Below are 22,796 nucleotides of genomic sequence, written 5' to 3'. Positions count from 1 at the left end.
TCCTCGCGGGAGCCGCTCCCCGGCGGCCGCCTCGCCTACAGCGGCCATCCCAGGACCGTGTAGACCATGCCGGCCGTCCAGCCCAGCGCCGCGATCACGGCGAGCACGAGGGCGACCGTCACCGCGCGTTCCACGGGGCGGCCGGGGTGCAGGGGCGGAGTGGGGGCTCTGTGGGACCGGTGCGTCGTCATGCGGGCCAGCCTGCCGACGCCGCCGGGGTGACGGCATCCGTACAGCTACTCAGTTCCCGGCGGCCGACGGCACCGGGTACTCAGAGGCGAGGGTGCCGCCACGCCGACGACCGTCCTGCGACGGCCACTTCACGCCACTCCGCCCGTCGCTTCCTTCAGGGCGCGCCGGCACAGGGCGTCCGCTCTGCGGGTGGACTCCGGGAGCCGGTACCCCGGTGTGAGCGCGAGGGTGTGTGCGCACGCGGTGTCGAGGTCGACCCGGTGGCCCACGGAGACGAACACCGGCTTCACGGCGTCCCGGGTGCGCAACGCCCGGCCGACCTCCTCCCCGTCCGCGAGGAGCGGGGACGCGCTGCCGCGCCGGGCGCCCGGCTCCTCGTACGTGAAGGTGAACGGGTTCTTGGCGACGCCGATCGTGGGCAGCCCGGTGAGGACGCCGAGGTGGCTGGCGAGGCCGAAGCGGCGCGGGTGCGCCAGTCCGTAACCGTCGCAGACGACGAGACCGGGGGCGAGGGGCAGGGCGTCCAGCGCGGCCATGACGGTCGGGATCTCGCGGAAGGCGAGCAGCCCGGGCACGTACGGGAAGGAGACCTGGCCGACGGCGGTGGCCTCGGCGACGACGTCGAGGGTCGCCGCGTCCAGCACGACGGCGGCGGCCACGACGACGTCCCGCTCGTCGTCGTACGCGACGTCGACGCCGGTCACGTGGCCGCTGCCGGGCGGCGGTCCGGGCTCGTCGCGCACGACCCGCGCCCGCAACTCGTCCTGCGTGGCGCGCGCTTGCTCTTCGGTGGCGGGCCAGCCCGCCGGGATGGGTACGGTCGTCATGGTGGTGACGAGCGTACGGGGCCGATCGCCTCGCCTCTCCGCCGGACGGGGCGGGCGCCCGGCCGGGACGGGCCGGCTGCTGAGGATGCCATCAACGCGAGGCCTGGGTCGGCGAGTTGGGTGGCCCGGACACCCGGGCCGGCGCGGTACCGGTGGCCGGTCGCCGGGTCGGCGCGCTGCCGTCGGCCGCTCGTGACCGTCGAGGACGGGGGCACGACCGTCCCGCCGGCGTTGCCCGGTACCGCCGGTGGCGCCGGGCACCGCCGGTCTTCAGACGGAGGTCCCCCGTGACGGCGGCATCCTCCTCGCCGTCACGGGGGACCGTGCCCGCTCGGACGGGGGCTGCGGGGCGCCCCGGCCGAAGGGGTCCGTCACTTGCCGAGCGCGCGCTGCAACTGCTGCTTGTTCATGTCCGAGCGGCCCTGGATCTTGCGCCGCTTGGCCTCCTCGTACAGCTGGTCGTACGTCGGGCCCTGCGAGCCCTGGTGCGAGCGCCGGCCACCGCGCTCGCCGGACGACATGTCCTTCGTGGACGTGCGGCTCGCGGTCTTGGACTCGCCGGCGCGGGCGCGCTCCTTGTTCACGGTGCGCGCCGCGATCTCCTCGGCGCGGCCCTTGCTCTCTCCGCGGTCCTGCGCGCTCTCCTTGATGTGCTCGTACTGGCGTTCCCGCTTGGGACTCGAGCCTCGGGGCATGACGGCTCACTTCCTTTCGTCGTGGGACGGGTACCGCCCTTTCCGTCCGGGCGGGTACCCCGAGTCCCCACGCAAACACGGCCCCTGGCGCGCCGCACGGCGAGCGGGCGTCAGCGTTCCAGCCGTGCCGCCCGGCCCTTCTCGCCCGACGCCCAACAGCCCAGGTCCGGCGCGCAGTCCACGGTGTCGTACGAACCGGTGTCCACCGTGCGCCAGGTGCGGCCGCCGTCCGTGGTCAGGTCGGTGCCCGTGGGACCGACGGCGAGCGCGCGGGAGCGGCTGTGCGGGAGCCAGGTGACGCCGGAGCGGTAGGCGGACGGGGGCCGGGCGGCGGGCGTCCAGTCGCGTCCCCCGTCGCGCGTGACGGCGGCGGCCCGCGGCGAAGGCTGGTCGGCGCGGTAGTCGCCGCCGACGGCGAGGCCGTGGGCCCGGTCGCGGAAGGCGAGGGCGAAGACGCCGCGGGCGGGATCACCCGCCGGGATCGGGGAGTCGGCGGCCGTCCAGGTCAGGCCGCGGTCCGCGGAGTGCAGCACACGCGCGCGTGCGGCCCCGCCGGTGGCGAGCCAGACGTCACGGGGACCGGAGGTCACCAGGCACTGACCGCTCGCCGCGAAGCCGGCCTCGCCCTCCAGTGCCGCGGGCATCCCGGCGCTCGGCAGCACCTTCCAGGAGCGGCCGGCGTCGTCGGTCGACAGGATGCGGAACCTGCCGTCCACCGGGTCGCTCATCGCGAGCCCGTGGCGGTGGTCGAAGAACGTGACGCAGTCGTAGAACGCCTTGGCGTCGGTGTTGCGGAAGGACTCGGTCCAGGTCGCGCCCCCGTCGTCGGTGCGCAGCACGCGGGACGCCTCGCCCTCGCCGATCGCCAGGACGACGGCGCGGCGCCCGTCGAACGCCTCGACGTCGCGGAGTTCGAGGTCGGCGGCGCCGGGCGGCGAGACGTTCCGCCAGTGGGTGCCGCCGTCCGTGGTGCGCAGCACGGTGCCCTTGGAGCCGGCCACCCAGGCGGTGTCCCGGCCGACGGCGGACAGCCCGCGGAACCGTACGTCCGTGCCGGTGTCCTTGAGGGCCCAGTGCGGTCCGGCCCCGCCCCCTCGCGTCCCGCTCCGTGCCTGTTCCGCCTGCGCGGGTGCCGTCAGCGCGGCGGCGAGGGCCGCCGCGCAGAGTCCCACGGTGACCGTCCGGCGCGTACGTCTCGTCTTCCCCAAGCCCTTCATGGCGGGCGAAGCTAGCCCACTGTCCCGGTGCCGTCCAGATGGCCTCCGGCGGGAACCCGCGGGCCACGAGCGGGTGTCCTCCTGGGTGTCAGTCGGCGACGGGGTGAGAAATGGATCACCAAACGGAACGTTCGTCACTCCGAATGAACTCGGTGACAGAGGTCACTCGACTTTCATGTGCACGGATTGGCTCATTCCATCGTCTCTTCAAGTGCCAGATCTCGTCCGTCCGGAGTCCGTCCAGCCGTCACAAGGGAGCAAGGCGTTGTCCATCGTCATCGAGCAGCCCGTAGAGGCCCGACTCGTCGCCGCCGCGCCGCGGATGCCGAGCATTCCCGCAACGCTCCACTACGACCGGCGCGACCCGTTCGCCGTCCGCATGACGTTCCCCGCCCCGGCCACGCTCGAAGGCGTCGAGGTCTGCTGGACCTTCGCCCGGGAGCTGCTCGTGGACGGGCTCGACGGCCCCGAGGGTGACGGCGACGTACGGGTGCGGCCGTACGGGTACGACCGCACCGTCCTGGAGTTCCACGCGCCCGAGGGCACCGCCGTGGTGCACGTCCGGTCGGGCGAGGTGCGCGGCTTCCTGGAGCGTACGACGGAGCTGGTGCCCTTCGGTCTGGAGCACCTCCACCTCGATCTGGACCACGACCTCGCCGAGCTGATCCGGGACGCGTGCTGACCTCACGGAGCCGACGCGGGACACGCGCCGACAACGCGTGCCGACCGCGTACGACCGCGACGGTGACCGCGGATCCGTCCTAACGGCCGCCGCCGATCAGGCTGTTGAGCTCTCCGTAGTCGAGCCCGTCCGCCAGCGTCTCGTAGGTCCCCGTGCCCAGCAGCTCCCGCGCCGCGCGACGGACCAGGGCGTGCGCCGCCTGTGCGACGGCCGCCCCGGCGCTGACCCGGGCGACGCCGAGCGCGGCCAGTTCGGGGACGCCGGCCGGCATCCAGGGGCCGACCATCACGTTCAGCGGCGCGTCGATGCCCTCGACGAGCGCCTTGACGACCGCCGGGTCCGCGGCACCGGGGACGAAGACGCCGTCCGCTCCGGCGGCGACGAAGACGGCCGCCCGCTCCAGGGTCTCCTCGACGCTGCCGCCGCCGCTCAGGAAGGTGTCGGTGCGCGCGTTGACGAAGAGCGGCACGCCCGCCTCGTCCGCCGCCGCGCGGGCCGCCGCGATGCGCCCCGCCTGCTCGTCCACCGGACGGAGCCGGCCCTCGCCGTCGTGCAGCGCGTCCTCGATGTTCACGCCCACGGCTCCGGCCGCGAGTACCGCCCGGACGGTGTCCTTGACGCCCTCGGCGTCGTCCGCGTAGCCGCTCTCGATGTCCGCCGTGACCGGGATGCGCACCCGGGCGGCGATCCGCTCGACGGCGGCGAGGGCCTGCCCCCGGTCGAGGCGGTTCCCGTCGGCAGCGCCCAATTCCCAGGCGATTCCCGCGCTGGTGGTGGCCAGCGCGGCCGCGCCCGCATCCTCGACGAGCAGCGCGCTCACCGTGTCCCAGGCGTTGGGGAGCACGAGCGGGCGGCCCGGGACGTGCAGGGCGCGGAAGGCGACGGCGGAGGCGTGCAGGGCGGAGGTGTCGTGATGCGTCATGGACAGGAGCCAACCACCCCTCCCCCAGGGCCGGCTGGCGAGAATCCGACATGTGCGTGAGGCGGCGCCGCCCGGCCGAAGGGCCCCGCCCGACGTCGGCCACCCGCTCGGGCGGCCGGCCCCGTGCCTCGCTCAGCCGCCCGTCCCCGCCCCGGCGGTCGACGCGGCCGTCACCGCGACGATCATCGCCGTGCGCACCTCCTGGATGACCTTCTTCAGCGCGGGGGCCGCCGCGCCGCTGCGCTCGGTGAGTTCCTCGATGCGCGCCCTGTGCTGCTTGCGGTCCCTGCCCGACACGAACGGGCGCAGTTCCGCCGCCGCGGCCAGCGCGACGAGCGCCGCGTCACGGTCGGAGATCTCGGCGACGGGCCGCGGCCCTTCCAGCACCTGCCGCGCCTCCTCGCGCAGCGCCGCCACCACCGGCACCCGCGCCAGCTCGTACTCCACGGAGGGGAAGATCCCGAGCACCCGCTTCTTGCGCGCCAGCAGATAGCCGTCGGCGGCGAGCTGCGCGCGCAGGGCGTCGAGGGTGACCCGGGCCCGCAGCGTCACCCACGTCTTCCACTTCCGCGGGCGGGACTCCTCCACGAGTTCCAGCAGGCCGTCGAGGACGAGATCGCCGGTGCGGCCGTCCGCGTCGGCCGGGGTGGCGATGCCGTCGACGTCGGCGAGCAGCCCGCGCTGGGCCAGCTCGGTGAGGGCGCCGGCGCGGACCAGGTGGTGGAGGTGGGTCGCCCCGCTGACCTTGAGTTTCGTGGTGTCCCAGGCCAGCAGGTAGAGCCGGGCGGGCAGCGAGAGCGAGCCGTCGGGCACGGAGTCTCCTTCACGTGGTCGGGGGGCGGAGCCCACCGTAGGCGGTAGGGGCCGGGCGGCGCGTCGGCTCGCCCCGCCGCCCCTCTTAATCCCGTTGACAGCCCCGGAGCCCCTTCCTACGGTGGAAAGGTCCTGTTGCCGCCGATTGGAGAAGGACGTTGCTCGTCTGAGGTCCTGAGACACCGCGTCACACACAGCCGGTCCGTCCGGCACCGGTGTGCGCAGCGTGCGACCTCGGCGTATGAGCCGTCCTCCCGGCACGGGCCCCTTCTCCACCGCCCCTCCCGGACTGTCGTCACCTCGCGGTGTCCCGAACGCGTTCCCCCGACCGCACCAGGCAACCGCGAGGCGTCATGTCCACCTTCCCCACGTCCGTCACCTGTACGTCCCTGTCCTTCGCCTGGCCGGACGGCACTCCCGTCCTCCAGGACCTCCAGGTCTCCTTCGGCCCCGGAAGAACCGGCCTCGTCGGTGCCAACGGCGCCGGCAAGTCGACGCTGCTGAAACTGCTCGCGGGCGAACTCGCCCCGGGCGACGGCACGGTGCACGTCACGGGCGAGGTCGCCTACCTGCCGCAGAACGTCACGCTCGACACCGCCCTGCGGGTCGACGAGGTGCTCGGTGTCTCGGCCGCCCGCGCGGCCCTGCACGCGATCGAGGCCGGCGACGCGGCCGAGGAGCACTTCGCGGCCGTCGGCGACGACTGGGACGTCGAGGAGCGCGCGGAGGCGGTCCTCGGCGAACTCGGTCTCGGCGGTATCGGTCTCGACCGCACCGTCGGGGAGCTCTCGGGCGGCGAGTCGGTGCTGCTGCGGCTGGCCGCGCTGCTGCTGCGCCGCCCCGACGTCCTCCTGCTCGACGAACCGACGAACAACCTCGACCTGTACGCGCGCCGACGGCTGTACGCGGCGGTCGAGGCGTGGTCCGGGGTCATGGTGGTGGTCAGCCACGACCGTGAACTGCTGGACCTGGTCGACCAGATCGCCGAACTGCACTCCGGGGAGGTCTCCTGGTACGGCGGCAACTTCTCGGCGTACGAGGAAGCGCTCGCCGGCGAACAGGAGGCGGCGGAGCGCATGATGCGGGTCGCCGAGTCCGACCTGCGCAGACAGAAACGCGAACTGGCGGACGCACAGGTCAAGTTGGCCCGTCGCAGACGCTATGGGCAGAAGATGTACGAGCAGAAGCGCGAGCCCAAGATCGTCATGGGAGCGCGCAGGCGGGCGGCGCAGGAGTCCGCGGGCAAGCACCGGATCCTGCACGAGGAGAGGCTCGTCGAGGCCAGGGAGCGTTTCGACGAGGCCGCCCTCGCCGTACGGGACGACGACGAGATCCGCGTCGACCTGCCGCACACGGCAGTGCCGCCGGGCCGCACCGTGCTCACGCTGCGCGACCTGGAACTGCGGTACGGCGCCCGGGTCCAGGGGGGCTTCGACCTCCGCGGGCCCGAGCGGGTCGCGCTGGTCGGGCGCAACGGCGCGGGCAAGACCACGCTGCTGCGGACGATCGCCGGGGAGCTGGCGCCGGTGTCCGGGGAGGCGCGGACCGAGGTGCCGACGCGGTTTCTGCCGCAGCGGCTCGACGTCCTCGACGAGGAGCTGACGGTCGCCGAGAACGTGGCCCGGTTCGCGCCGGGCGCCACGAACAACCGGATCCGGGCGCGGCTGGCCCGCTTCCTGTTCCGGGGCGAGCGGGCCGACCAGCGGGTGGCGACCCTGTCCGGCGGCGAGCGGTTCCGGGCCACGCTGGCCGCGCTGATGCTGGCGGAGCCCGCGCCGCAGCTCCTGATGCTCGACGAACCCACGAACAATCTCGACATGGCGAGCGTCCGGCAGCTCACCGCGGCCCTGGAGTCGTACGAGGGGGCGCTGATCGTGGCCGCCCACGACGTGCCGTTCCTGGAGTCGGTCGGCATCACGCGCTGGCTGCTGCTGGAGGGGGGCGAACTGACCGAGACGACGGCGGAGGCGGTCGCGCGTCCCGCCTGAGCCGGCGCACCGGTGGGGGCGCCACGGCGCCCTCACCGGGTCCGACCCGCCCCCGCCGGCCGCGGGGGCTTTTGTGCGGGCGGGTCAGCCTGCATGATGTGCGCCACACCCCTGCCGATTCGGAGATCCGTACGTGCCCAGCAAGAAGGCCCTCGTCCGCCGCCCCGGCCCCCGCCTCGCGGAGGGCCTGGTGACGCACCTGGAGCGCGCGGAGGTCGACGTCGACCTCGCTGCCGCGCAGTGGGAGCGGTACACGGAGGCGCTGCGCACGCACGGCTGGGAGACGGTGGAGGTGGACCCCGCCGACGACTTCCCGGACGCGGTGTTCGTCGAGGACACGGTGGTCGTCTTCCGCAACGTCGCGCTGATCACGCGTCCGGGGGCCGAGTCCCGGCGCGGCGAGACCGCCGGTGTGGAGGAGGCCGTGGCCCGCCTCGGCTGCTCGGTGAACTGGATCTGGGATCCGGGCACCCTCGACGGCGGGGACGTCCTCAAGATCGGCGACACCGTGTACGTGGGGCGCGGCGGGCGGACCAACGCTGCCGGGGTGCAGCAGTTGCGCGCGGCCTTCGAGCCGCTCGGGGCGCGGGTCGTCTCCGTGCCGGTGAGCAGGGTGCTGCATCTGAAGTCGGCGGTCACCGCGCTGCCCGACGGCACCGTCCTCGGGCACGTCCCGCTGGTGGACACGCCGTCGCTGTTCCCCCGCTTCCTGCCGGTGCCGGAGGAGTCCGGCGCGCACGTGGTCCTGCTGGGCGGCGGAAAGCTGCTGATGGCGGCGAGCGCGCCGAAGACCGCCGAGCTGCTCGCGGACCTCGGGTACGAGCCGGTGCCGGTGGACATCAGCGAGTTCGAGAAGCTGGAAGGCTGTGTGACCTGCCTCTCGGTACGGCTGCGAGAGCTGTCCGTCTGAACCTGCCCGGCCTCACCCGATCGGTGCTTTGGCCTGCGTGTCCGCGCATGTGCGGCCCGAAGGCGGGAACCCGCTGATCAGCGTCCTTTACGGCGTTCTTAACCTACGGTCTCGTAACCTACGGGTACGTAGCCTACGATGCCGTAGGTTAATTCCGCTCTCCGCTCGCACGTCCCCCTGGAGCTTCTGTGACGACGACCACTCCCCAACTCGGCAGCCCGTCCAACGTCTGGACCGACGCTCGACTGCTGTACGCCCTGGAGGAAGTGGTCGAGACGGAACTCAACCGCCACCTCAAGGTGGCGAAGGACTGGATGCCGCACGAGTACGTGCCGTGGAGCGACGCCCGCAACTTCCCCGGGCTGTTCGAGGACGGCGAGGCCTGGGACAAGGAGCAGTCCAAGGTCACCGAGATCGGCCGGATCGCGCTCGTCGTGAACCTGCTGACCGAGGACAACCTGCCCAGCTACCACCACGAGATCGCCTCCCTGTTCGGCCGGGACGGCGCCTGGGGCACCTGGGTGCACCGCTGGACCGCCGAAGAGGGCCGGCACGGCATCGTGATGCGCGACTACCTGCTCGCCTCGCGCGCGGTCGACCCCGACAAGCTCGAAGCTTTCCGCATGGTGCACATGAGCGAGGGCTTCGAGTCGGACAACCGCCACTCGATGCTGCACTCCGTGGCGTACGTCGCCTTCCAGGAGCTGGCCACCCGCATCTCCCACCGCAACACCGGGCACCAGTCGGGCGACCCCGTCTGCGACCGCATGCTGGCGCGCATCGCGACCGACGAGAACCTGCACATGGTCTTCTACCGGAACCTGCTGAAGGCCGCCTTCGAGCTCGCCCCCGACCTGACCATGCAGGCCGTCCGCGACGTCGTCGTGAACTTCCGGATGCCCGGTCACGGGATGCCCGGGTTCGAGCGTGCCGCCGCGCAGATGGCGATCGGCGAGGTCTACAACATGCGCATCCACCACGACGACGTGCTCCAGCCGGTGCTGCGCCACCTCAGGGTCCTGGAGATGGACGGTCTCGGCCCGGAGGGTCTGCGCGCGCAGGAGGAGCTCGGTCTCTACATGCGCGGCCTGGACTCGGAGGCCTCCAAGTTCGACGAGAAGCTCGCGGCCCGCAAGGCGCGGATGGCGGCCCGCGCGGCCGGCTGACCCGCCCGCCCCGGCCGTCTCACCCCGCCCGCCCCGCCTGCTTCACCCCGTTCGACACGTACGGCCGGTTCCCCCCGGGACCGGCCGTACGCGTGTGTGTGCCCGCCCGCCGGCCCGCGGTCACTCCTGGGCCCGCCGCAGGCCGAGCCGCTCCTTCTCGGAGAGGCCGCCCCAGACGCCGAAGCGCTCGTCGTTGTTCAGCGCGTACTCCAGGCACGCGGTGCGCATCTCGCACATGCCGCAGATGCGCTTCGCCTCGCGCACCGAGCTGCCCGGCTCGGGAAAGAAGAAGTCGGCTCCGGTCTGCGCGCAGAGTGCCTGCTCCCGCCACGCCAGGTCGGGCTCGATGATCGTGTCGATGTGCATGACGGGATCGTCCCGCGCGGCGAAAAACGTTCGATCAACGCCGGATCAACGACTCGGCGCGAACCCCTCGCGGACCCCGACTATGGCCCCGCCCGACCGGCCGGCGCACGGCGGCGCGCGGAACGGGCGAACGGATTCCGGAACTCCGTCAGGCCCGGTCCCGGCCCCCGCGCCGCTCTGCCACGGACGGACACCGGGGCCCGTCCGCACGCCCGGCGGCGGTTGTCGGCGGGCGGTGCCAGACTCGGCAGAGCAGGCAACGGGACCCCTCACCGGAGGAGGGCACATCATGCTCACCACCCGCTTCGTCGACGGCGCTCCGAACTGGGTCGACGTCGGCACGTCCGACATCGACGGCGCCACGTCCTTCTACGGGAGCCTCTTCGGCTGGCGGTTCCAGTCGGCGGGGTCCCAGTCGGGCGGCTACGGCTTCTTCCAGCTCGACGGGAGGACCGCCGCCGGCGGTATGCAGACCACCCCGGAGCAGGGCCCGCCGTCCTGGTCCGTGTACTTCCAGAGCCCCGACGCGCAGGCCACCGCCAAGGCGGTCGAGCAGGCCCGGGGCACCGTCCTCATGCCGCCCATGGACGTGATGGGCGAGGGTCACATGGCCGTCCTCGCGGACAAGGCGGGAGTGCCCTTCGGCGTCTGGCAGCCGGCCCGGATCAAGGGGCTGGACGTGGCGGGCGACCCCGGCTCCCTGCGCTGGATCGAGCTCTACACCCAGGACGTCCCGGCGGCCGCCGCGTTCTACCACGCCGTGTTCGGCTGGGAGACGTCGGCGTTGCCCTTCCCGGGCGGCACCTATACCTGCGTCAACCCGGCGGGCACCGAGGCCGAGGGCATGTTCGGCGGGCTCGTCCCGCTGGCCGGCGACCCCACCGAGGCGGGGAGCGGCGCGTACTGGCTGCCGTATTTCGAGGTCACGGACACCGACGCCACCGTCTCGCTGGCCCAGGAGCTGGGCGGCACGGTGCGCATGCCCGCCACGGACCTGCCGGACGTGGGCCGTATCGCCAAGCTCGCCGACCCCTACGGGGCGCGCTTCGCGGTGATCAGGAGCGCGCCGCGGCAGCAGGGCTGAGGCGAGCCGGGGCCGGTCCGCGTCCGGGCGGCTCGCCGCCTGCTCCGCCGGCCTGATCTCAGGCGGAGGCCCGGCGCACCAGCGTGGTCGGCAGGACCACGCCCGACGGCTCGCCCGCCGGGGACTCCTTGGCGCCGCTGCGGTCGAGGTCCCGCAGCAGCATCCGTGCCATCAACCGGCCCATCTCCTCTATGTCCTGACGGACCGTCGTGAGCGGCGGGTCGGTCTGCTCGGCGACCGGCTGCATGTCGTCGAAGCCGATCACGGCGACGTCCTCGGGCACGCGCCGCCCGTGTTCACGCAGGATCCGCAACGCCCCCGAGGCCGTCAGGTCGTTGGCGGCGAACACGGCGTCCACGTCGGGACAGCGCTCCAGAAGCTCCCGCATCGCCCGCTCGCCGCCCCCGGAGGTGAAGTCGCCCTCCGCGATCAGGCTCGGGTCGGCGTCGACCCGCCCGTCCCGGAACCCGTCGAGCCGGTCCACCGCCGAGGTCTGGTCGAGGGGCCCGGTGATGTGCGCGATCCGGGTGCGTCCGAGCCCCACCAGATGACGTACGGCCTCCCGGGCGCCGCCGCGGTTGTCGCTGTCGACGTACGCCGGGGACGCGGAACCGGGCGCTCCGTCGCCCCAGCCGGGCCGGCCGCCGAAGACGGTCGGGACGCCGGCGCCGAGGATCAGTTCGGGCAGCGGGTCGTCCAGGTGCAGCGAGAACACGAGCGCGCCGTCGACATGGCCGCCGGCGAGATAGCGGCCGACGCGGGTGTGGTCGTCGCGTCCCTCGGTCAGCAGCAGCACGAGCTGGGTGTCATGCGCCGTCAGTTCCTTGCTGATGCCCCGGAGTTGGAGGCCGAAGAAGGGGTCGGCGAAGACCCGGGTCTCCGGTTCCGCGATGACCACCGCCACGGCGTCGTGGCGCCGGGTGACGAGGCTGCGGGCGGCCTGGTTCGGCACGTACCCGAGTTCCTCGACGGCCCGTCTGACCCGCTCGACCAGCGGTTCGCGCACCCCGTCGCCGCCGTTGACGACACGCGACACGGTGGCCCGGGAGACCCCGGCCCGCGCGGCCACGGCCTCCAGCGTGGGGCGCGACTCTGTCGTCGGCTCGGTCACCTCAGGGCTCCTCCTCGCGGTTGCGGATCAGGATAGCCGCGGGGGCGACACCGCGTACGGGGGCTTCACGCCCGGCGACCGTAGGGCGGCCGGCGGTCGTGCGTGCCGATCTCGGACGTCGGAGGCGTCGCGTGGTCTGCCGGGGCTCGCGTCTGAACGTCCAGCAGAAGCCCTGGACGCGGTGGGCGGTGCTCGACGTCGGCGTCGGGTGAGGGGTGCCGGCGCGGAGGCGAGAGGCGGCGCGTCCTCCGCTCGTGCGGTTCCGCCGCCCCGTCAGGGTGTCAGGGCGTACGCCTGGCGCGGCTCGGCTGGACGCGCTTCGGTTCGCCCGGCATCTTCGGGTACTCCGGCGGGTACGGCAGGTCACCGAGGCCGTGGTCGTGCTCGTCGCGGCTGGCGAGTTCGAGCAGGGCCTCCAGCGAGAAGGCGTGGTCGTCCATGTCGGCGTGCACGTCGCCCAGTTCGGCGAAGCGCGCCGGCATGGTCGCCAGGTCGAAGTCCCGGGGCACGGCGACGCCCACCTCGTCCCAGCGCAGCGGCGCGGACACGGGGGCGTGCGGGCGGGGGCGCACGGAGTAGGCGGAGGCGATGGTGCGGTCCCGCGCGGTCTGGTTGTAGTCGACGAAGATCTTCTCGCCGCGCTGCTCCTTCCACCAGGCGGTGGTCACCTGCTCGGGCATGCGGCGTTCCAGCTCGCGCCCGGCGGCGATGGCGGCGCGGCGCACCTGGGTGAAGGTCCAACGCGGCTCGATCGGCACGAAGACGTGCAGTCCCCGGCCGCCGGACGTCTTGGGCCAGCCGCGCAGTCCGCCGTACTCGTGGAGCACCTCGCGCAGTTCGTGGGCGGCGCGCACCGCGTCGGCGTAGTCGGTGCCGGGCTGCGGGTCGAGGTCGAGCCGGAGTTCGTCGGGGTGGTCGACGTCGCCCCCGCGCACCGGCCAGGGGTGGAAGGTGAGCGTGCCGAACTGCGCGGCCCAGACGACGGCGCCCACCTCGGCGGGGCACATCTCGTCGGCGGTGCGGCCGCTGGGGAAGGCGATGTGGGCGGTCGGGATCCAGTCGGGCATGTTCTTGGGGGCCCGCTTCTGGAAGAACGACTCGCCGGTCACGCCCTCCGGGTAGCGCTCCAGGGTGGTGGGGCGGTCGCGCAGCGCGCGCAGGATGCCGTCGCCCACGGCGAGGTAGTACCGGGCCAGGTCCAGCTTCGTGAATCCGCGCTCCGGGAAGAAGATCTTGTCCGGGCTGGACAGCCGCACCGTCCTGCCCGCCGCCTCGAGTTCCACCGCATCGCCCATGCGAGCCACGGTAGGCGCCGTGCACATACCTCGCACACCGGGCGAACCGCCCGGGAAGCCCGCAGAATCGGAGCATGGATCTGCCGGTGATGCCGCCCGTGAAGCCGATGCTCGCCAAGTCCGTGGCGAAGATCCCGCCGGGCATGCAGTACGAGGCGAAGTGGGACGGGTTCCGGGCGATCGTGTTCCGCGACGGCGCCGAGATCGAGCTGGGCAGCCGTACCGGCAAGCCGTTGACCAGGTATTTCCCCGAGCTGGTGGAGGCCCTTCGGGAGCGGCTGCCGGAGCGCTGCGTGATGGACGGGGAGATCGTGATCGCCCGGGACGGGCGGCTCGACTTCGACGCGCTGACGGAGCGCATCCATCCGGCGGCCTCACGCGTAAGGACGCTGGCGGAGCGGACCCCGTCCTCCCTGGTGGTCTTCGACCTGCTGGCACTGGCGGACGAGTCGCTGCTCGACGTGCCGCTCACCGACCGGCGCGCCCTGCTGACGAGCGCCCTGGCCGGGGTCGGCGCCCCGGTGCACGTCGCTCCGGCGACGACGGACATCGAGGTGGCCCGGCAGTGGTTCGAGCAGTACGAGGGAGCGGGTCTGGACGGGGTGATCGCCAAGCCACCGACGGTCCCCTACCGGCAGGACGAGCGCGCCATGTTCAAGATCAAGCACGAGCGCACCGCGGACGTCGTGGTCGCGGGCTACCGCTTCCACAAGAGCGGACCCGTCGTCGGCTCGCTGCTGCTCGGCCTGTACGACGACCGGGGCGCGCTCCAGCACGTCGGGGTGTCCGCGGCCTTCACCATGAAGCGCCGCGCGGAACTGGTGGAGGAGCTGGAGCCGCTGCGGATGCCGGACGTCGGGAGCCATCCGTGGGCCGCGTGGGCCGAGGAGGCCGCCCACGAGTCGGCCCGGCTGCCCGGAGCGCCGAGCCGCTGGTCGTCGAAGAAGGACCTCTCCTGGGTGCCGCTGCGGCCCGAACGGGTGGCGGAGGTGGCGTACGACCACATGGAGAACGGGGCCCGGTTCCGGCACACGGCCCGCTTCCGCCGCTGGCGCCCGGACCGTACGGCCGAGAGCTGCACCTACGGGCAGCTGGAGGAGCCGGTGCGCTACGACCTCGCGGAGATCCTCGGACCGCCCGCCTGACCGGGTCCGCAGCGAGGGACGGCGTCTCCCCCCGTCTCTCGCTGAGCCGTTCGGCCCAGGCGACGCGCACAATCGGAAGAGATCGGGTATGGCCACCGATGAACATATGAGCGCACAATCGACAGCACAGGACATGGTGGCCACGGTGGGCATGGGACGGATGACACGGATGCGGCGCGGCGTGACGACGGCGGCGCTGCTGGCCGCCGCGGTGACGGGCTCCCTGGTGACGGGCTGCACGTCCGGCGGCGGCCCGGGCGACGACGGGCGCGGACGGCACGACGAGCCGGCCCCCACGGACTCCGCCGGGAGACCCGCGGACCCGGTGCTGGCCGTGAAGATCGACAACGCGAGCGCCGCCCGGCCCCAGACGGGGCTGAACGCCGCGGACGTCGTGTACGCGGAGCAGGTCGAGGGCGGGCTGAGCCGGCTGATGGCGGTGTACGCGACCCGGCTGCCCGAGACGGTGGGCCCGGTGCGCAGCGCCCGCGAGTCGGACCTGGAACTCCTGCGCCAGTTCCACGAGCCGACGCTCGCCTTCTCGGGCGCGCAGCACAAGCTGCTGCCGCTGATCGACAAGGCGCCGCTGGACCCGGTCCGTCCCGAGGAGAACTCCGCCGCGTACTTCCGCGGCACCGACAGGGCCGCCCCGCACAACCTCTACCTCCGTCCTCGGAAGCTGATGGACGCGGCGCCGGGCGCGGACGCGCTGACGACGGGTTTCCGCTTCGGGGCGGCGCCCGCGGGCGGCACTCCGCAGGCCGAGCGCACGGTCCGCTTCCCCGCGGCCCGCTTCACCTTCACCTGGTCCGCGGAGCGGGAGCGCTGGCTGGTGGCGATGGACGGCAGGCCGACGGTGACGACGGACGCCGGGCGGGCGGCCCCGGCGACCGTGGTCGTGCAGCACGTGACGGTGCGGACGTCCCGGTTCCACGACGTACTGGGGAACTACACGCCGTACACGCAGACCGTCGGGTCGGGCAAGGCCGAAGTGCTGCGCGACGGGCGGGTGTTCGACGCCGAGTGGCACCGCGGATCGGCGGCGGACGGCACGGAGTTCACGACGGCGGACGGCAAGCGGATGAACTTCGCCGAGGGCCAGGTGTGGGTGGTCTTCACCAAATCCTGACGCGGGCGGGCCGTCCGTCCGGAGGCGGGGTCAGGCCGTGCCGGCCGCGAGGGGCTCCCCGGGGTTGCGCAGGCTCTCGGCGGCGTCCGCGACCCGCTGGATGAGGTCGAGGAACAGCGTCTGCTCCTCGGCGGACAGCGGGCCGAGGAAGACCTGGTTCATCCGCGCCGTGCGCACGGTCAGCTTGCGGTGGGTGCGCGTCCCCTCGTCGGTGAGGCGGAGCAGGAAGCGGCGGCCGTCCTGCGGGTCGCGCACCTTGTCCAGCAGACCGCGGCGGCCGAGCCGGCTGATGACCTCGGCGATCGTGGACCGGTCCAGGCCCACCCGCTCCCCCACCGTGCGCTGGTCCAGCCCCGGTTCGGCGACGAGCGCGTTCAGGACCGCGAACTGCGGTGAGGTGATCTCCTCGGACACCATCGTGTTCCACAGCAGGTAGTGCGCCTGCTGGAGTCGCCGGGCGAGGTGCCCGGGGTGGGTGGAGAGGTCCACCGCGGCCATGTGCGCTCCTTGGTCCGCGTACCCGCGGGCTCCCGCGACGTACCAGGTCGGTTTTTCGTTGGTGCACTGAACGATACCGGGCCACCCGTCACCTGTCTCGGGCGCGTCGTCCCTCTCAATGGCTTGCCAGCAGAGGGCCTTGACTGTCCGGGGCGCGAGTGGCAGCGTGTGGGCCACCTCGGATAGATACTCAGTGCCCTGACTAACTGCGGCACTGGTCGCTCGGGAGAGATGGGGCTTCACGGATGGACAAGGTGGTCGCCACGGCCCTCGGGGCGGTGGCCGATGTACCGGACGGCGCGACACTGGCGGTCGGAGGATTCGGCCTCAGCGGGGTGCCGACGGCACTGATCGACGCGCTGTACGAGCGCGGCGTGTCCGGCCTGGGCGTGGTGTCCAACAACTGCGGCGCGATGGAGTCCGGCCTCGCGGTCCTGCTCGCGGCGGGCCGCATCGCCCGCGTCACCGGCTCCTACATCGGCGCGAACAAGGAGTTCGCCCGCCAGTACCTGGCCGGTGAGCTGGAGGTCGAGATGATCCCGCAGGGGACGCTCGCCGAGCGGCTGCGGGCCGGCGGCGCCGGGATCCCCGCCTTCTACACCCCGGCCGGGGTGGGCACCCAGGTCGCGGACGGCGGACTGCCCTGGCGCTACGACGGCTCCGGCGGCGTCGCGCTGGCCTCGCCACCCAAGGAGGTGCGGGAGTTCGACGGCACCGAGTACGTACTGGAGCGCGGCATCCGCACCGACTTCGCGCTGGTGCGGGCCGCGAAGGGCGACCGGCACGGCAACCTCGTCTTCAACAAGTCCGCGCGGAACTTCAACCCGCTCGCGGCGATGGCCGGACGGATCACGATCGCCGAGGTGGAGGAGCTGGTGGAGCCGGGCGCCATCGACCCCGACGCGGTCCACCTCCCGGGTGTCTTCGTGCAGCGCGTCGTCGCGCTGACCCCGGAGCAGGCGAGCGCCAAGCGGATCGAGAAGCGGACGGTCACGGCCGGCGGAACGGAAGGCGTGTGATGGCCTGGAGCAGGGAGCAGATGGCCGCCCGGGCGGCGCGCGAGCTGCGGGACGGGCAGTACGTGAACCTCGGCATCGGCCTGCCGACGCTGATCCCCAACCACCTCCCGCCGGGCGTGGAGGTGGTCCTGGAGTCGGAGAACGGCATCCTGGGCACCGGCCCCTACCCCACCGAGGACCAGGTCGACCCCGATCTGATCAACGCCGGCAAGGAGACCGTGACGGTCCTGCCCGGCGCCTCCTACTTCGACTCGGCCCTGTCCTTCGGCATGATCCGGGGCGGCCACATCGACGTCGCGGTGCTCGGCGCCATGCAGGTCTCCGCGGGCGGCGACCTGGCCAACTGGGCGGTCCCCGGCAAGCTGATCACCGGCATCGGCGGGGCCATGGACCTGGTACACGGCGCCCGCACCGTCGTCGTCGTGATGACCCACACCGCCAAGGACGGCTCCCCCAAGATCCTCAGGGAGTGCGCGCTGCCGCTCACCGGCAAGGCCTGCGTCGACCGGATCATCACCGACCTCGGCGTCCTGGACGTCACGCCGGCCGGGCTGGTGCTCGTGGAGACCGCGCCGGGCGTCACCGCCGAGGAGATCACCGCAAGGACCGCCGCCGAGGTGCACGTGCCCGAGGAGATCTCATGAAGGACGTCTACATCGTCGACGCGGTCCGCACGCCGGTCGGCAGGTACAACGGCGCCCTGGCCGGCGTCCGCCCCGACGACCTGGCCGCCCACGCCATCCGTGGACTCCTCGCCCGCACACCCGACCTGGACCCGGCGCGGATCGAGGACGTGTACTTCGGCAACGCCAACGGCGCGGGCGAGGAGAACCGCAACGTCGGCCGCATGGCCGCCCTGCTCGCCGGACTGCCCACCTCCGTGCCCGGCGTCACCGTCAACCGCCTGTGCGCCTCGGGGCTCGAAGCCGTCCTCCAGGCCGCCCGGGCCATCGCGGTCGGCGACGCCTCCATCGCGCTGGCCGGCGGCGTCGAGTCGATGACCCGCGCCCCCTACGTGCTGCCCAAGAACGACAAGCCGTTCCCGGCGGCCCACACCGAGCTGTACTCGACCACCCTGGGCTGGCGCATGGTCAACCCGCGGATGGCACCCCAGTGGACCGTCCCGCTCGGCGAGTCGGCCGAACTGATCGCCGAGAAGCACGGGATCACCCGCGAGCGGCAGGACGAGTACGCGCTCGCCAGCCACCGCAAGGCTGCCGAGGCGCAGGCGGCGGGACTGTTCGACGCCGAGATCGTGCCCGTGCCCGTCCCCCGCCGCACAGGCGACCCGGTCCTCGTCACCGCGGACGAGTCCGTGCGCGCGGACGCGTCCCTGGAGGCGATGGCCCGGCTGAAGCCGTCCTTCCGCACGGAGCACGGGACCGTCACGGCGGGCAACGCCTCGCCGCTCAACGACGGGGCCGCCGCACTGCTCCTCACCGACGAGGAAGGACTGCGGGCCACCGGCCGCGAACCACTCGCCCGGGTCGGCCCGTCCGGCGTCAGCGCGACCGACCCGCACTACTTCGGGCTCGCCCCCGTCGAGGCCGTCGAGCGGGCACTCGCCAAGGCGGGCAAGGGCTTCGGCGACCTGACGACACTGGAGCTCAACGAGGCCTTCGCCGCCCAGGTGCTCGGCTGCGTCGCCGAATGGCCCGGGTTCGACCCCGCGATCCTCAACCCGCGGGGCGGCGCGATCGCGATCGGCCACCCGCTCGGCGCGTCCGGCGCCCGCCTCGCGGGCACCGTCGCCCACCAGCTCAAGGCCGCCGGATCCGGCACCGGCGTCGCCACCCTCTGCATCGGCGTGGGCCAGGGCCTCGCCCTCGTCCTCGAACGCTAGGAAGTCCCATGGCTCACACCCAGTCGGACATCGACACCGAGGTCGACGACCTCCAGAACGCCTACGACACGGCCGTGGCCGGCGGTGCGCCGGTCCGCCACCACCCGCCGCGCGGATACGCGCCGTACCGCAGCTCGGTGCTGCGCCACCCCAAGCAGCCGCTGGTCGCCGTGAACGGCGGCGACCCGGAGACGGTCGAGCTGTCCGGACCGGTCTTCGGCGCCACCGACACCACCGAGACCGACAACGACCTCACGCGCCGGCACCAGGGCGAGCCGCTCGGCGAGCGCATCACCGTCTCCGGGCGCCTCCTCGACAGCCACGGCCGTCCCGTACGCGGACAGCTCGTCGAGATCTGGCAGGCCAACGCCTCGGGCCGCTACGCCCATCTGCGCGACCAGCACCCGGCGCCGCTCGACCCCAACTTCACCGGCGTGGGACGGACTCTGACGGATCATCAGGGGCGGTACTCCTTCACCACGATCAAGCCGGGCGCGTACCCGTGGCGCAACCACACCAACGCCTGGCGGCCCGCGCACATCCACTTCTCGCTGTTCGGCACGGCGTTCACCCAGCGGCTCGTGACGCAGATGTACTTCCCGAACGACCCGCTGTTCCGCTACGACCCGATCCTGCGGTCCGTGACCGACGAGGCCGCCCGCGCGCGGCTGGTCGCGACGTACAACCACGACCTGTCCCAACCCGAGTTCTCGCTCGGCTACGAGTGGGACATCGTGCTGGACGGTCCCTCCGCCACCTGGATCGAGGAAGGCCGTTGACCGCCATGAGCGACAAGCCGCTCCCCACCCCCTCGCACACCGTCGGCCCGTTCTACGGGTACGCGCTGCCGTTCCCGGACGGCGGGCAGGTGGCGCCCAAGGGGCACCCCGACACGATCACTCTGCACGGACACGTGCTCGACGGCGCCGGCGACCCGGTCCCCGACGCCCTCCTGGAGTTCTGGCAGGCGGCCCCGGACGGATCGCTGAAGGGCGCCCCCGGCTCCCTGCGCCGCGACCCGGTGACCGGCGGCCACCTCGGCCGCAACGGCACCGACTTCACGGGCTTCGGGCGCGTCGCCACGGACGCCGACGGGCACTACGCCCTGCACACGCTGCCGCCGGGCAACACCGGGCTGCCGTACATCAGCGTGTGCGTGTTCGCCCGCGGCCTGCTGCACCACCTGTTCACCCGCGCGTACCTGGCGGACGGCGCGGATCCGCTGCTCGACTCGCTCCCGGCCGACCGGCGCGCCACGCTGCTCGCGGCCGAGGGGGAGCACCGGACGTACCGTTTCGACATCCGCCTTCAGGGCGAAGGCGAAACGGTCTTCCTGGAGTTCCAGTGACAGCTGTCGACCCCCTCGGCTCCGACACCGGCCTGCTGGCCCCCGGCTGGGCGGGCTCGCCCGCGGCGGCCGCGACCGGCGACACCGCGTATCTGCGGGCACTGCTCGACGCGGAGGCCGCGCTGACGCGGGCCCAGGTGTCGCTCGGGCTGGCTCCCGCGGCGGCGGCCGACGCGGTGGACGCGGCGGCCGACGCCGCGCGCTACGACGCCGGGGCGATCGCGCTGCGCGCCCGGGCGGGCGGCAACCCGGTGATCCCGCTGGTCGGAGAGCTGACGGCGGCGGTAGGCGAGGAGTTCGGGCCGTACGTCCACCGGGGAGCCACCAGCCAGGACATCCTCGACACGGCCGCCATGCTGGTGGCCGCGCGCACGCTGGACCCGCTCCTGGCCGACCTCGACCGCACCCAGTCGGCGCTGGCCCGGCTCGCAGTACGCCACCGGGACACCGCGATGCCGGGGCGGACGCTCACGCAGCACGCGGTGCCCACGACCTTCGGTCTGAAGGCGGCGGGATGGCGGTCGCTGGTGCTGGACGCCAGGGACCGCCTTGCGGCCGTACGGGACGCACTGCCCGTTCAGCTCGGGGGCGCGGCGGGGACGCTGGCCGCCTTCACGGTGTTCGGAGCGGACGCGGCGGACGTGACGGCACCCCGTGCACCCGTCGACACGCACGCGCTGACGGTGGCGTACGCCCGTGAACTCGGGCTCGCCGCACCGCTGTTGCCCTGGCACACCCTGCGTACGCCCGTCGCGGACCTGGCCGGGGCGCTGGCCTTCACGGCGGGCGCGCTCGGCAAAGCGGCCGTGGACGTACTCACCCTCTCGCGTACCGAGATCGGCGAGCTGGCGGAGGGCACGGGCGGCGGGTCCTCGGCGATGCCGCACAAGGCCAATCCGGTCCGGGCGACGCTGATCGCCGCGGCGGCCCGGCGGGCACCGCACCTCGCGGCCGGCCTCTACGCGTCGATGGCCGCCGAGGACGAGCGCCCCGCCGGTGCCTGGCACGCCGAGTGGGAGCCGCTGCGCGATCTGCTGCGGCTGGCCGGCGGCGCGGCCCGCGACGCCGCGGAACTCGCCGAGGGCCTGCGGGTCGACGCGGACGCCATGCGCGCCCACCTCGGGCTCACCCACGGGCTGATCGTCTCCGAGCGGCTCGCCGCCGAACTCGCCCCCGTCCTCGGCCGGGCCCGCGCCAAGGACCTGCTGACGCGGGCCGCCGGGCGGGCCGTCGCGGAGGACCGGCCCCTCGCCGACGTGCTCCGCGAGGAGCCGCGGCTCGCGGAGCTCGACCTCGCGGAACTCACCGACCCCACCCGCTATCTCGGCTCCGCCGGAGCCCTCACCGACCGTGCCCTGGAGCGATCGTGACCACCGAGCCGTCCGGCAAGCTGCCGCACCACCGCGCCGAGGGGGCCGCCACCGCTCCCCCGCTGCTCCTCGGTCCGTCGCTCGGCACGTCCACCGCGCTGTGGGACGCGGTCGCGCCCGAACTGTCGGTCACCCACCGGGTGGTCCGCTGGGACCTGCCAGGGCACGGAGGTTCGCCCGCGGACCTGATCGGCCCGGGCGCGACGGTCGCCGACCTGGCGGGGCTCGTCCTGGCGCTCGCCGACGCCCTCGGCGTCGAGCGGTTCGCGTACGCCGGGGTGTCCCTGGGCGGCGCGGTCGGGCTGCACCTGGCCGCACACCACCCCGAGCGGGTGTCGTCCCTCGCCGTCATCTGCTCCTCGGCCCACTTCGGCGGCGCCCGGCCGTGGCGGGAGCGGGCCGAACTCGTCCGGCGGGACGGCTTGGAGCGCCTCGCGGCGACCGCCGACGCCCGTTGGTTCACGCCGGGGTTCACGGTGCCGCGGCTCGTCGAGGACCACCGGAACGCGGACCCTCGGGCGTACGCCGCCTGCTGCGACGCGCTGGCGGCCTTCGACCTGCGTGACCGGCTGGCGTCGATCACCGTCCCGACGCTGCTGGTCGCGGGCCGCGAGGATCCGGCGACACCGCCCGCGCATCTGCGGGAGATCGCGGACGCGGTGCCGGGCTCCTCGCTCACCGAGATCGCGGGCGCCTCGCATCTGGCGCCCGCGGAGCGCCCGGAGGCCGTGCTCGCGGCGCTGCGCGGGCACTTCGGGGGCTACGCCGCCAGTGGGACGGCCGTACGCCGTGAGGTCCTCGGCGACGCGCACGTGGACCGCGCCCAGTCCCGGCAGACCCCCTTCACCGCTCGGTTCCAGGACTTCATCTCGCGCTACGCGTGGGGCGAGATCTGGACCGACCCGACGCTGAGCCGCCGCGAGCGCAGCCTGATCACGCTGACCGCCCTGGTCGCGCACGGGCACCACGACGAACTGGCGATGCACGTCCGCGCCGCCCGGCGCAACGGACTCACGCCGGAGGAGATCGGGGCGGTGCTGCTGCAGACCGCGGTGTACTGCGGTGTCCCGGCCGCCAACTCGGCCTTCGCCGTGGCCCAGCGGGTGCTCGCGGAGGACGACGAGGACCGCGGCCGACCCCGCTGACGCGCCGGCGGCGGCCGCGCCGGGCCGGGTC

General features: G+C 73.5%; 24 protein-coding genes. 14 read left to right on the top strand and 10 right to left on the bottom strand.

Annotated features, from left to right (window positions below; genetic code table 11):
• Window positions 1-35: 35 nt before the first annotated feature.
• The 4 genes from mmpA to ACZ4VA_RS28210 all read right to left on the bottom strand — a co-directional run bounded on the left by mmpA (window position 36) and on the right by ACZ4VA_RS28210 (window position 2,931).
• A complete protein-coding gene (gene mmpA, locus ACZ4VA_RS28225) occupies window positions 36-191 on the bottom strand; it encodes a morphogenic membrane protein MmpA (RefSeq protein ID WP_355792189.1) in 156 nt (51 codons plus the stop codon).
• 129 nt (window positions 192-320) lie between these two features.
• Window positions 321-1,019, bottom strand: a complete 699-nt coding sequence (locus ACZ4VA_RS28220) for an endonuclease V (protein WP_468082921.1) — start codon at window positions 1,017-1,019, stop codon at window positions 321-323.
• 371 nt (window positions 1,020-1,390) lie between these two features.
• Complete coding sequence (locus ACZ4VA_RS28215) at window positions 1,391-1,714, bottom strand: plasmid stabilization protein (RefSeq protein WP_356166203.1); 324 nt, start codon at window positions 1,712-1,714, stop codon at window positions 1,391-1,393.
• A gap of 110 nt (window positions 1,715-1,824) precedes the next feature.
• Window positions 1,825-2,931, bottom strand: a complete 1,107-nt coding sequence (locus tag ACZ4VA_RS28210) for a WD40/YVTN/BNR-like repeat-containing protein (RefSeq protein WP_356166206.1) — start codon at window positions 2,929-2,931, stop codon at window positions 1,825-1,827.
• 265 nt (window positions 2,932-3,196) lie between these two features.
• Here ACZ4VA_RS28210 and ssgD point away from each other — a divergent pair, with 265 nt between their 5' ends.
• Window positions 3,197-3,613 carry a spore wall synthesis regulator SsgD gene (gene ssgD, locus ACZ4VA_RS28205; protein WP_355795810.1) on the top strand — a complete coding sequence of 139 codons (417 nt, stop codon included), beginning with the start codon at window positions 3,197-3,199 and terminating at the stop codon, window positions 3,611-3,613.
• A gap of 79 nt (window positions 3,614-3,692) precedes the next feature.
• Here ssgD and ACZ4VA_RS28200 read toward each other — a convergent pair whose 3' ends face one another.
• Both ACZ4VA_RS28200 and ACZ4VA_RS28195 read right to left on the bottom strand, forming a co-directional pair.
• Window positions 3,693-4,535, bottom strand: a complete 843-nt coding sequence (locus ACZ4VA_RS28200; protein WP_356166209.1) for an isocitrate lyase/PEP mutase family protein — start codon at window positions 4,533-4,535, stop codon at window positions 3,693-3,695.
• Between the two features lie 132 nt (window positions 4,536-4,667).
• A complete protein-coding gene (locus tag ACZ4VA_RS28195; protein WP_355787603.1) occupies window positions 4,668-5,348 on the bottom strand; it encodes a GOLPH3/VPS74 family protein in 681 nt (226 codons plus the stop codon).
• A 353-nt stretch (window positions 5,349-5,701) separates the two neighbouring features.
• Between ACZ4VA_RS28195 and ACZ4VA_RS28190 the strand changes: the two genes are divergently transcribed.
• The 3 genes from ACZ4VA_RS28190 (at window position 5,702) to ACZ4VA_RS28180 (ending at window position 9,412) form a co-directional block, all read left to right on the top strand.
• A complete protein-coding gene (locus ACZ4VA_RS28190; protein WP_468082917.1) occupies window positions 5,702-7,336 on the top strand; it encodes an ABC-F family ATP-binding cassette domain-containing protein in 1,635 nt (544 codons plus the stop codon).
• Between the two features lie 133 nt (window positions 7,337-7,469).
• Window positions 7,470-8,246: a dimethylargininase gene (ddaH, locus tag ACZ4VA_RS28185; RefSeq protein WP_468082915.1), complete on the top strand. Its 777-nt coding sequence runs from the start codon at window positions 7,470-7,472 to the stop codon at window positions 8,244-8,246.
• A 188-nt stretch (window positions 8,247-8,434) separates the two neighbouring features.
• A complete protein-coding gene (locus tag ACZ4VA_RS28180; RefSeq protein WP_356166219.1) occupies window positions 8,435-9,412 on the top strand; it encodes an acyl-ACP desaturase in 978 nt (325 codons plus the stop codon).
• A 120-nt stretch (window positions 9,413-9,532) separates the two neighbouring features.
• On the opposite strand, the gene ACZ4VA_RS28175 is transcribed toward ACZ4VA_RS28180, so the two are convergent.
• Entirely contained in the window at window positions 9,533-9,778 is a 246-nt protein-coding gene (locus ACZ4VA_RS28175) for a WhiB family transcriptional regulator (RefSeq protein ID WP_355787592.1), read from the bottom strand.
• 289 nt (window positions 9,779-10,067) lie between these two features.
• Here ACZ4VA_RS28175 and ACZ4VA_RS28170 point away from each other — a divergent pair, with 289 nt between their 5' ends.
• Window positions 10,068-10,862, top strand: a complete 795-nt coding sequence (locus ACZ4VA_RS28170; RefSeq protein ID WP_468082913.1) for a VOC family protein — start codon at window positions 10,068-10,070, stop codon at window positions 10,860-10,862.
• 58 nt (window positions 10,863-10,920) lie between these two features.
• Here the strand turns inward: ACZ4VA_RS28170 and ACZ4VA_RS28165 are convergent, their stop codons facing one another.
• Window positions 10,921-11,973 carry a LacI family DNA-binding transcriptional regulator gene (locus tag ACZ4VA_RS28165; RefSeq protein ID WP_356166225.1) on the bottom strand — a complete coding sequence of 351 codons (1,053 nt, stop codon included), beginning with the start codon at window positions 11,971-11,973 and terminating at the stop codon, window positions 10,921-10,923.
• Between the two features lie 281 nt (window positions 11,974-12,254).
• Window positions 12,255-13,268, bottom strand: coding sequence for a non-homologous end-joining DNA ligase (ligD, locus tag ACZ4VA_RS28160; RefSeq protein WP_468082911.1), 1,014 nt, complete (start codon window positions 13,266-13,268; stop codon window positions 12,255-12,257).
• Between the two features lie 74 nt (window positions 13,269-13,342).
• Here ligD and ACZ4VA_RS28155 point away from each other — a divergent pair, with 74 nt between their 5' ends.
• Together ACZ4VA_RS28155 and ACZ4VA_RS28150 are read left to right on the top strand one after the other, a co-directional pair.
• Complete coding sequence (locus ACZ4VA_RS28155; protein ID WP_355785681.1) at window positions 13,343-14,413, top strand: ATP-dependent DNA ligase; 1,071 nt, start codon at window positions 13,343-13,345, stop codon at window positions 14,411-14,413.
• 106 nt (window positions 14,414-14,519) lie between these two features.
• The gene (locus tag ACZ4VA_RS28150; protein WP_388902691.1) at window positions 14,520-15,542 is read left to right on the top strand and encodes a DUF3048 domain-containing protein; all 1,023 of its coding nucleotides are present in this window, start codon (window positions 14,520-14,522) and stop codon (window positions 15,540-15,542) included.
• Between the two features lie 30 nt (window positions 15,543-15,572).
• Here ACZ4VA_RS28150 and ACZ4VA_RS28145 read toward each other — a convergent pair whose 3' ends face one another.
• Window positions 15,573-16,040: a MarR family winged helix-turn-helix transcriptional regulator gene (locus tag ACZ4VA_RS28145; RefSeq protein WP_355785676.1), complete on the bottom strand. Its 468-nt coding sequence runs from the start codon at window positions 16,038-16,040 to the stop codon at window positions 15,573-15,575.
• Between the two features lie 245 nt (window positions 16,041-16,285).
• Between ACZ4VA_RS28145 and ACZ4VA_RS28140 the strand changes: the two genes are divergently transcribed.
• Genes ACZ4VA_RS28140 through pcaDC form a run of 7 tightly spaced genes read left to right on the top strand, consistent with a single transcriptional unit; the run spans window position 16,286 to window position 22,765 of the window.
• The gene (locus ACZ4VA_RS28140; protein ID WP_355785674.1) at window positions 16,286-17,059 is read left to right on the top strand and encodes a CoA transferase subunit A; all 774 of its coding nucleotides are present in this window, start codon (window positions 16,286-16,288) and stop codon (window positions 17,057-17,059) included.
• Window positions 17,059-17,703 (top strand): CoA transferase subunit B, encoded by a 645-nt coding sequence (locus tag ACZ4VA_RS28135; protein WP_355785671.1) that lies wholly within the window; start codon window positions 17,059-17,061, stop codon window positions 17,701-17,703. The genes ACZ4VA_RS28140 and ACZ4VA_RS28135 overlap by 1 nt, the downstream gene beginning before the upstream one ends.
• Window positions 17,700-18,902 carry a thiolase family protein gene (locus ACZ4VA_RS28130; protein WP_452921980.1) on the top strand — a complete coding sequence of 401 codons (1,203 nt, stop codon included), beginning with the start codon at window positions 17,700-17,702 and terminating at the stop codon, window positions 18,900-18,902. Before ACZ4VA_RS28135 ends, ACZ4VA_RS28130 begins: the two co-directional genes overlap by 4 nt.
• Before the next feature lie 8 nt (window positions 18,903-18,910).
• Complete coding sequence (pcaH, locus tag ACZ4VA_RS28125) at window positions 18,911-19,681, top strand: protocatechuate 3,4-dioxygenase subunit beta (RefSeq protein WP_388902699.1); 771 nt, start codon at window positions 18,911-18,913, stop codon at window positions 19,679-19,681.
• A 5-nt stretch (window positions 19,682-19,686) separates the two neighbouring features.
• A complete protein-coding gene (gene pcaG, locus ACZ4VA_RS28120) occupies window positions 19,687-20,250 on the top strand; it encodes a protocatechuate 3,4-dioxygenase subunit alpha (protein ID WP_355795637.1) in 564 nt (187 codons plus the stop codon).
• On the top strand, window positions 20,247-21,620 hold the full coding sequence (gene pcaB / locus ACZ4VA_RS28115) for a 3-carboxy-cis,cis-muconate cycloisomerase (RefSeq protein ID WP_468082907.1): 1,374 nt from the start codon (window positions 20,247-20,249) through the stop codon (window positions 21,618-21,620). The genes pcaG and pcaB overlap by 4 nt, the downstream gene beginning before the upstream one ends.
• Window positions 21,617-22,765: a bifunctional 3-oxoadipate enol-lactonase/4-carboxymuconolactone decarboxylase PcaDC gene (gene pcaDC / locus ACZ4VA_RS28110; protein WP_356166242.1), complete on the top strand. Its 1,149-nt coding sequence runs from the start codon at window positions 21,617-21,619 to the stop codon at window positions 22,763-22,765. Before pcaB ends, pcaDC begins: the two co-directional genes overlap by 4 nt.
• The last annotated feature ends 31 nt before the right edge of the window (window positions 22,766-22,796 follow it).

This window comes from Streptomyces sp. NPDC028308, from assembly GCF_055565855.1.
This window is presented reverse-complemented; position numbering and strand designations above follow the sequence as displayed.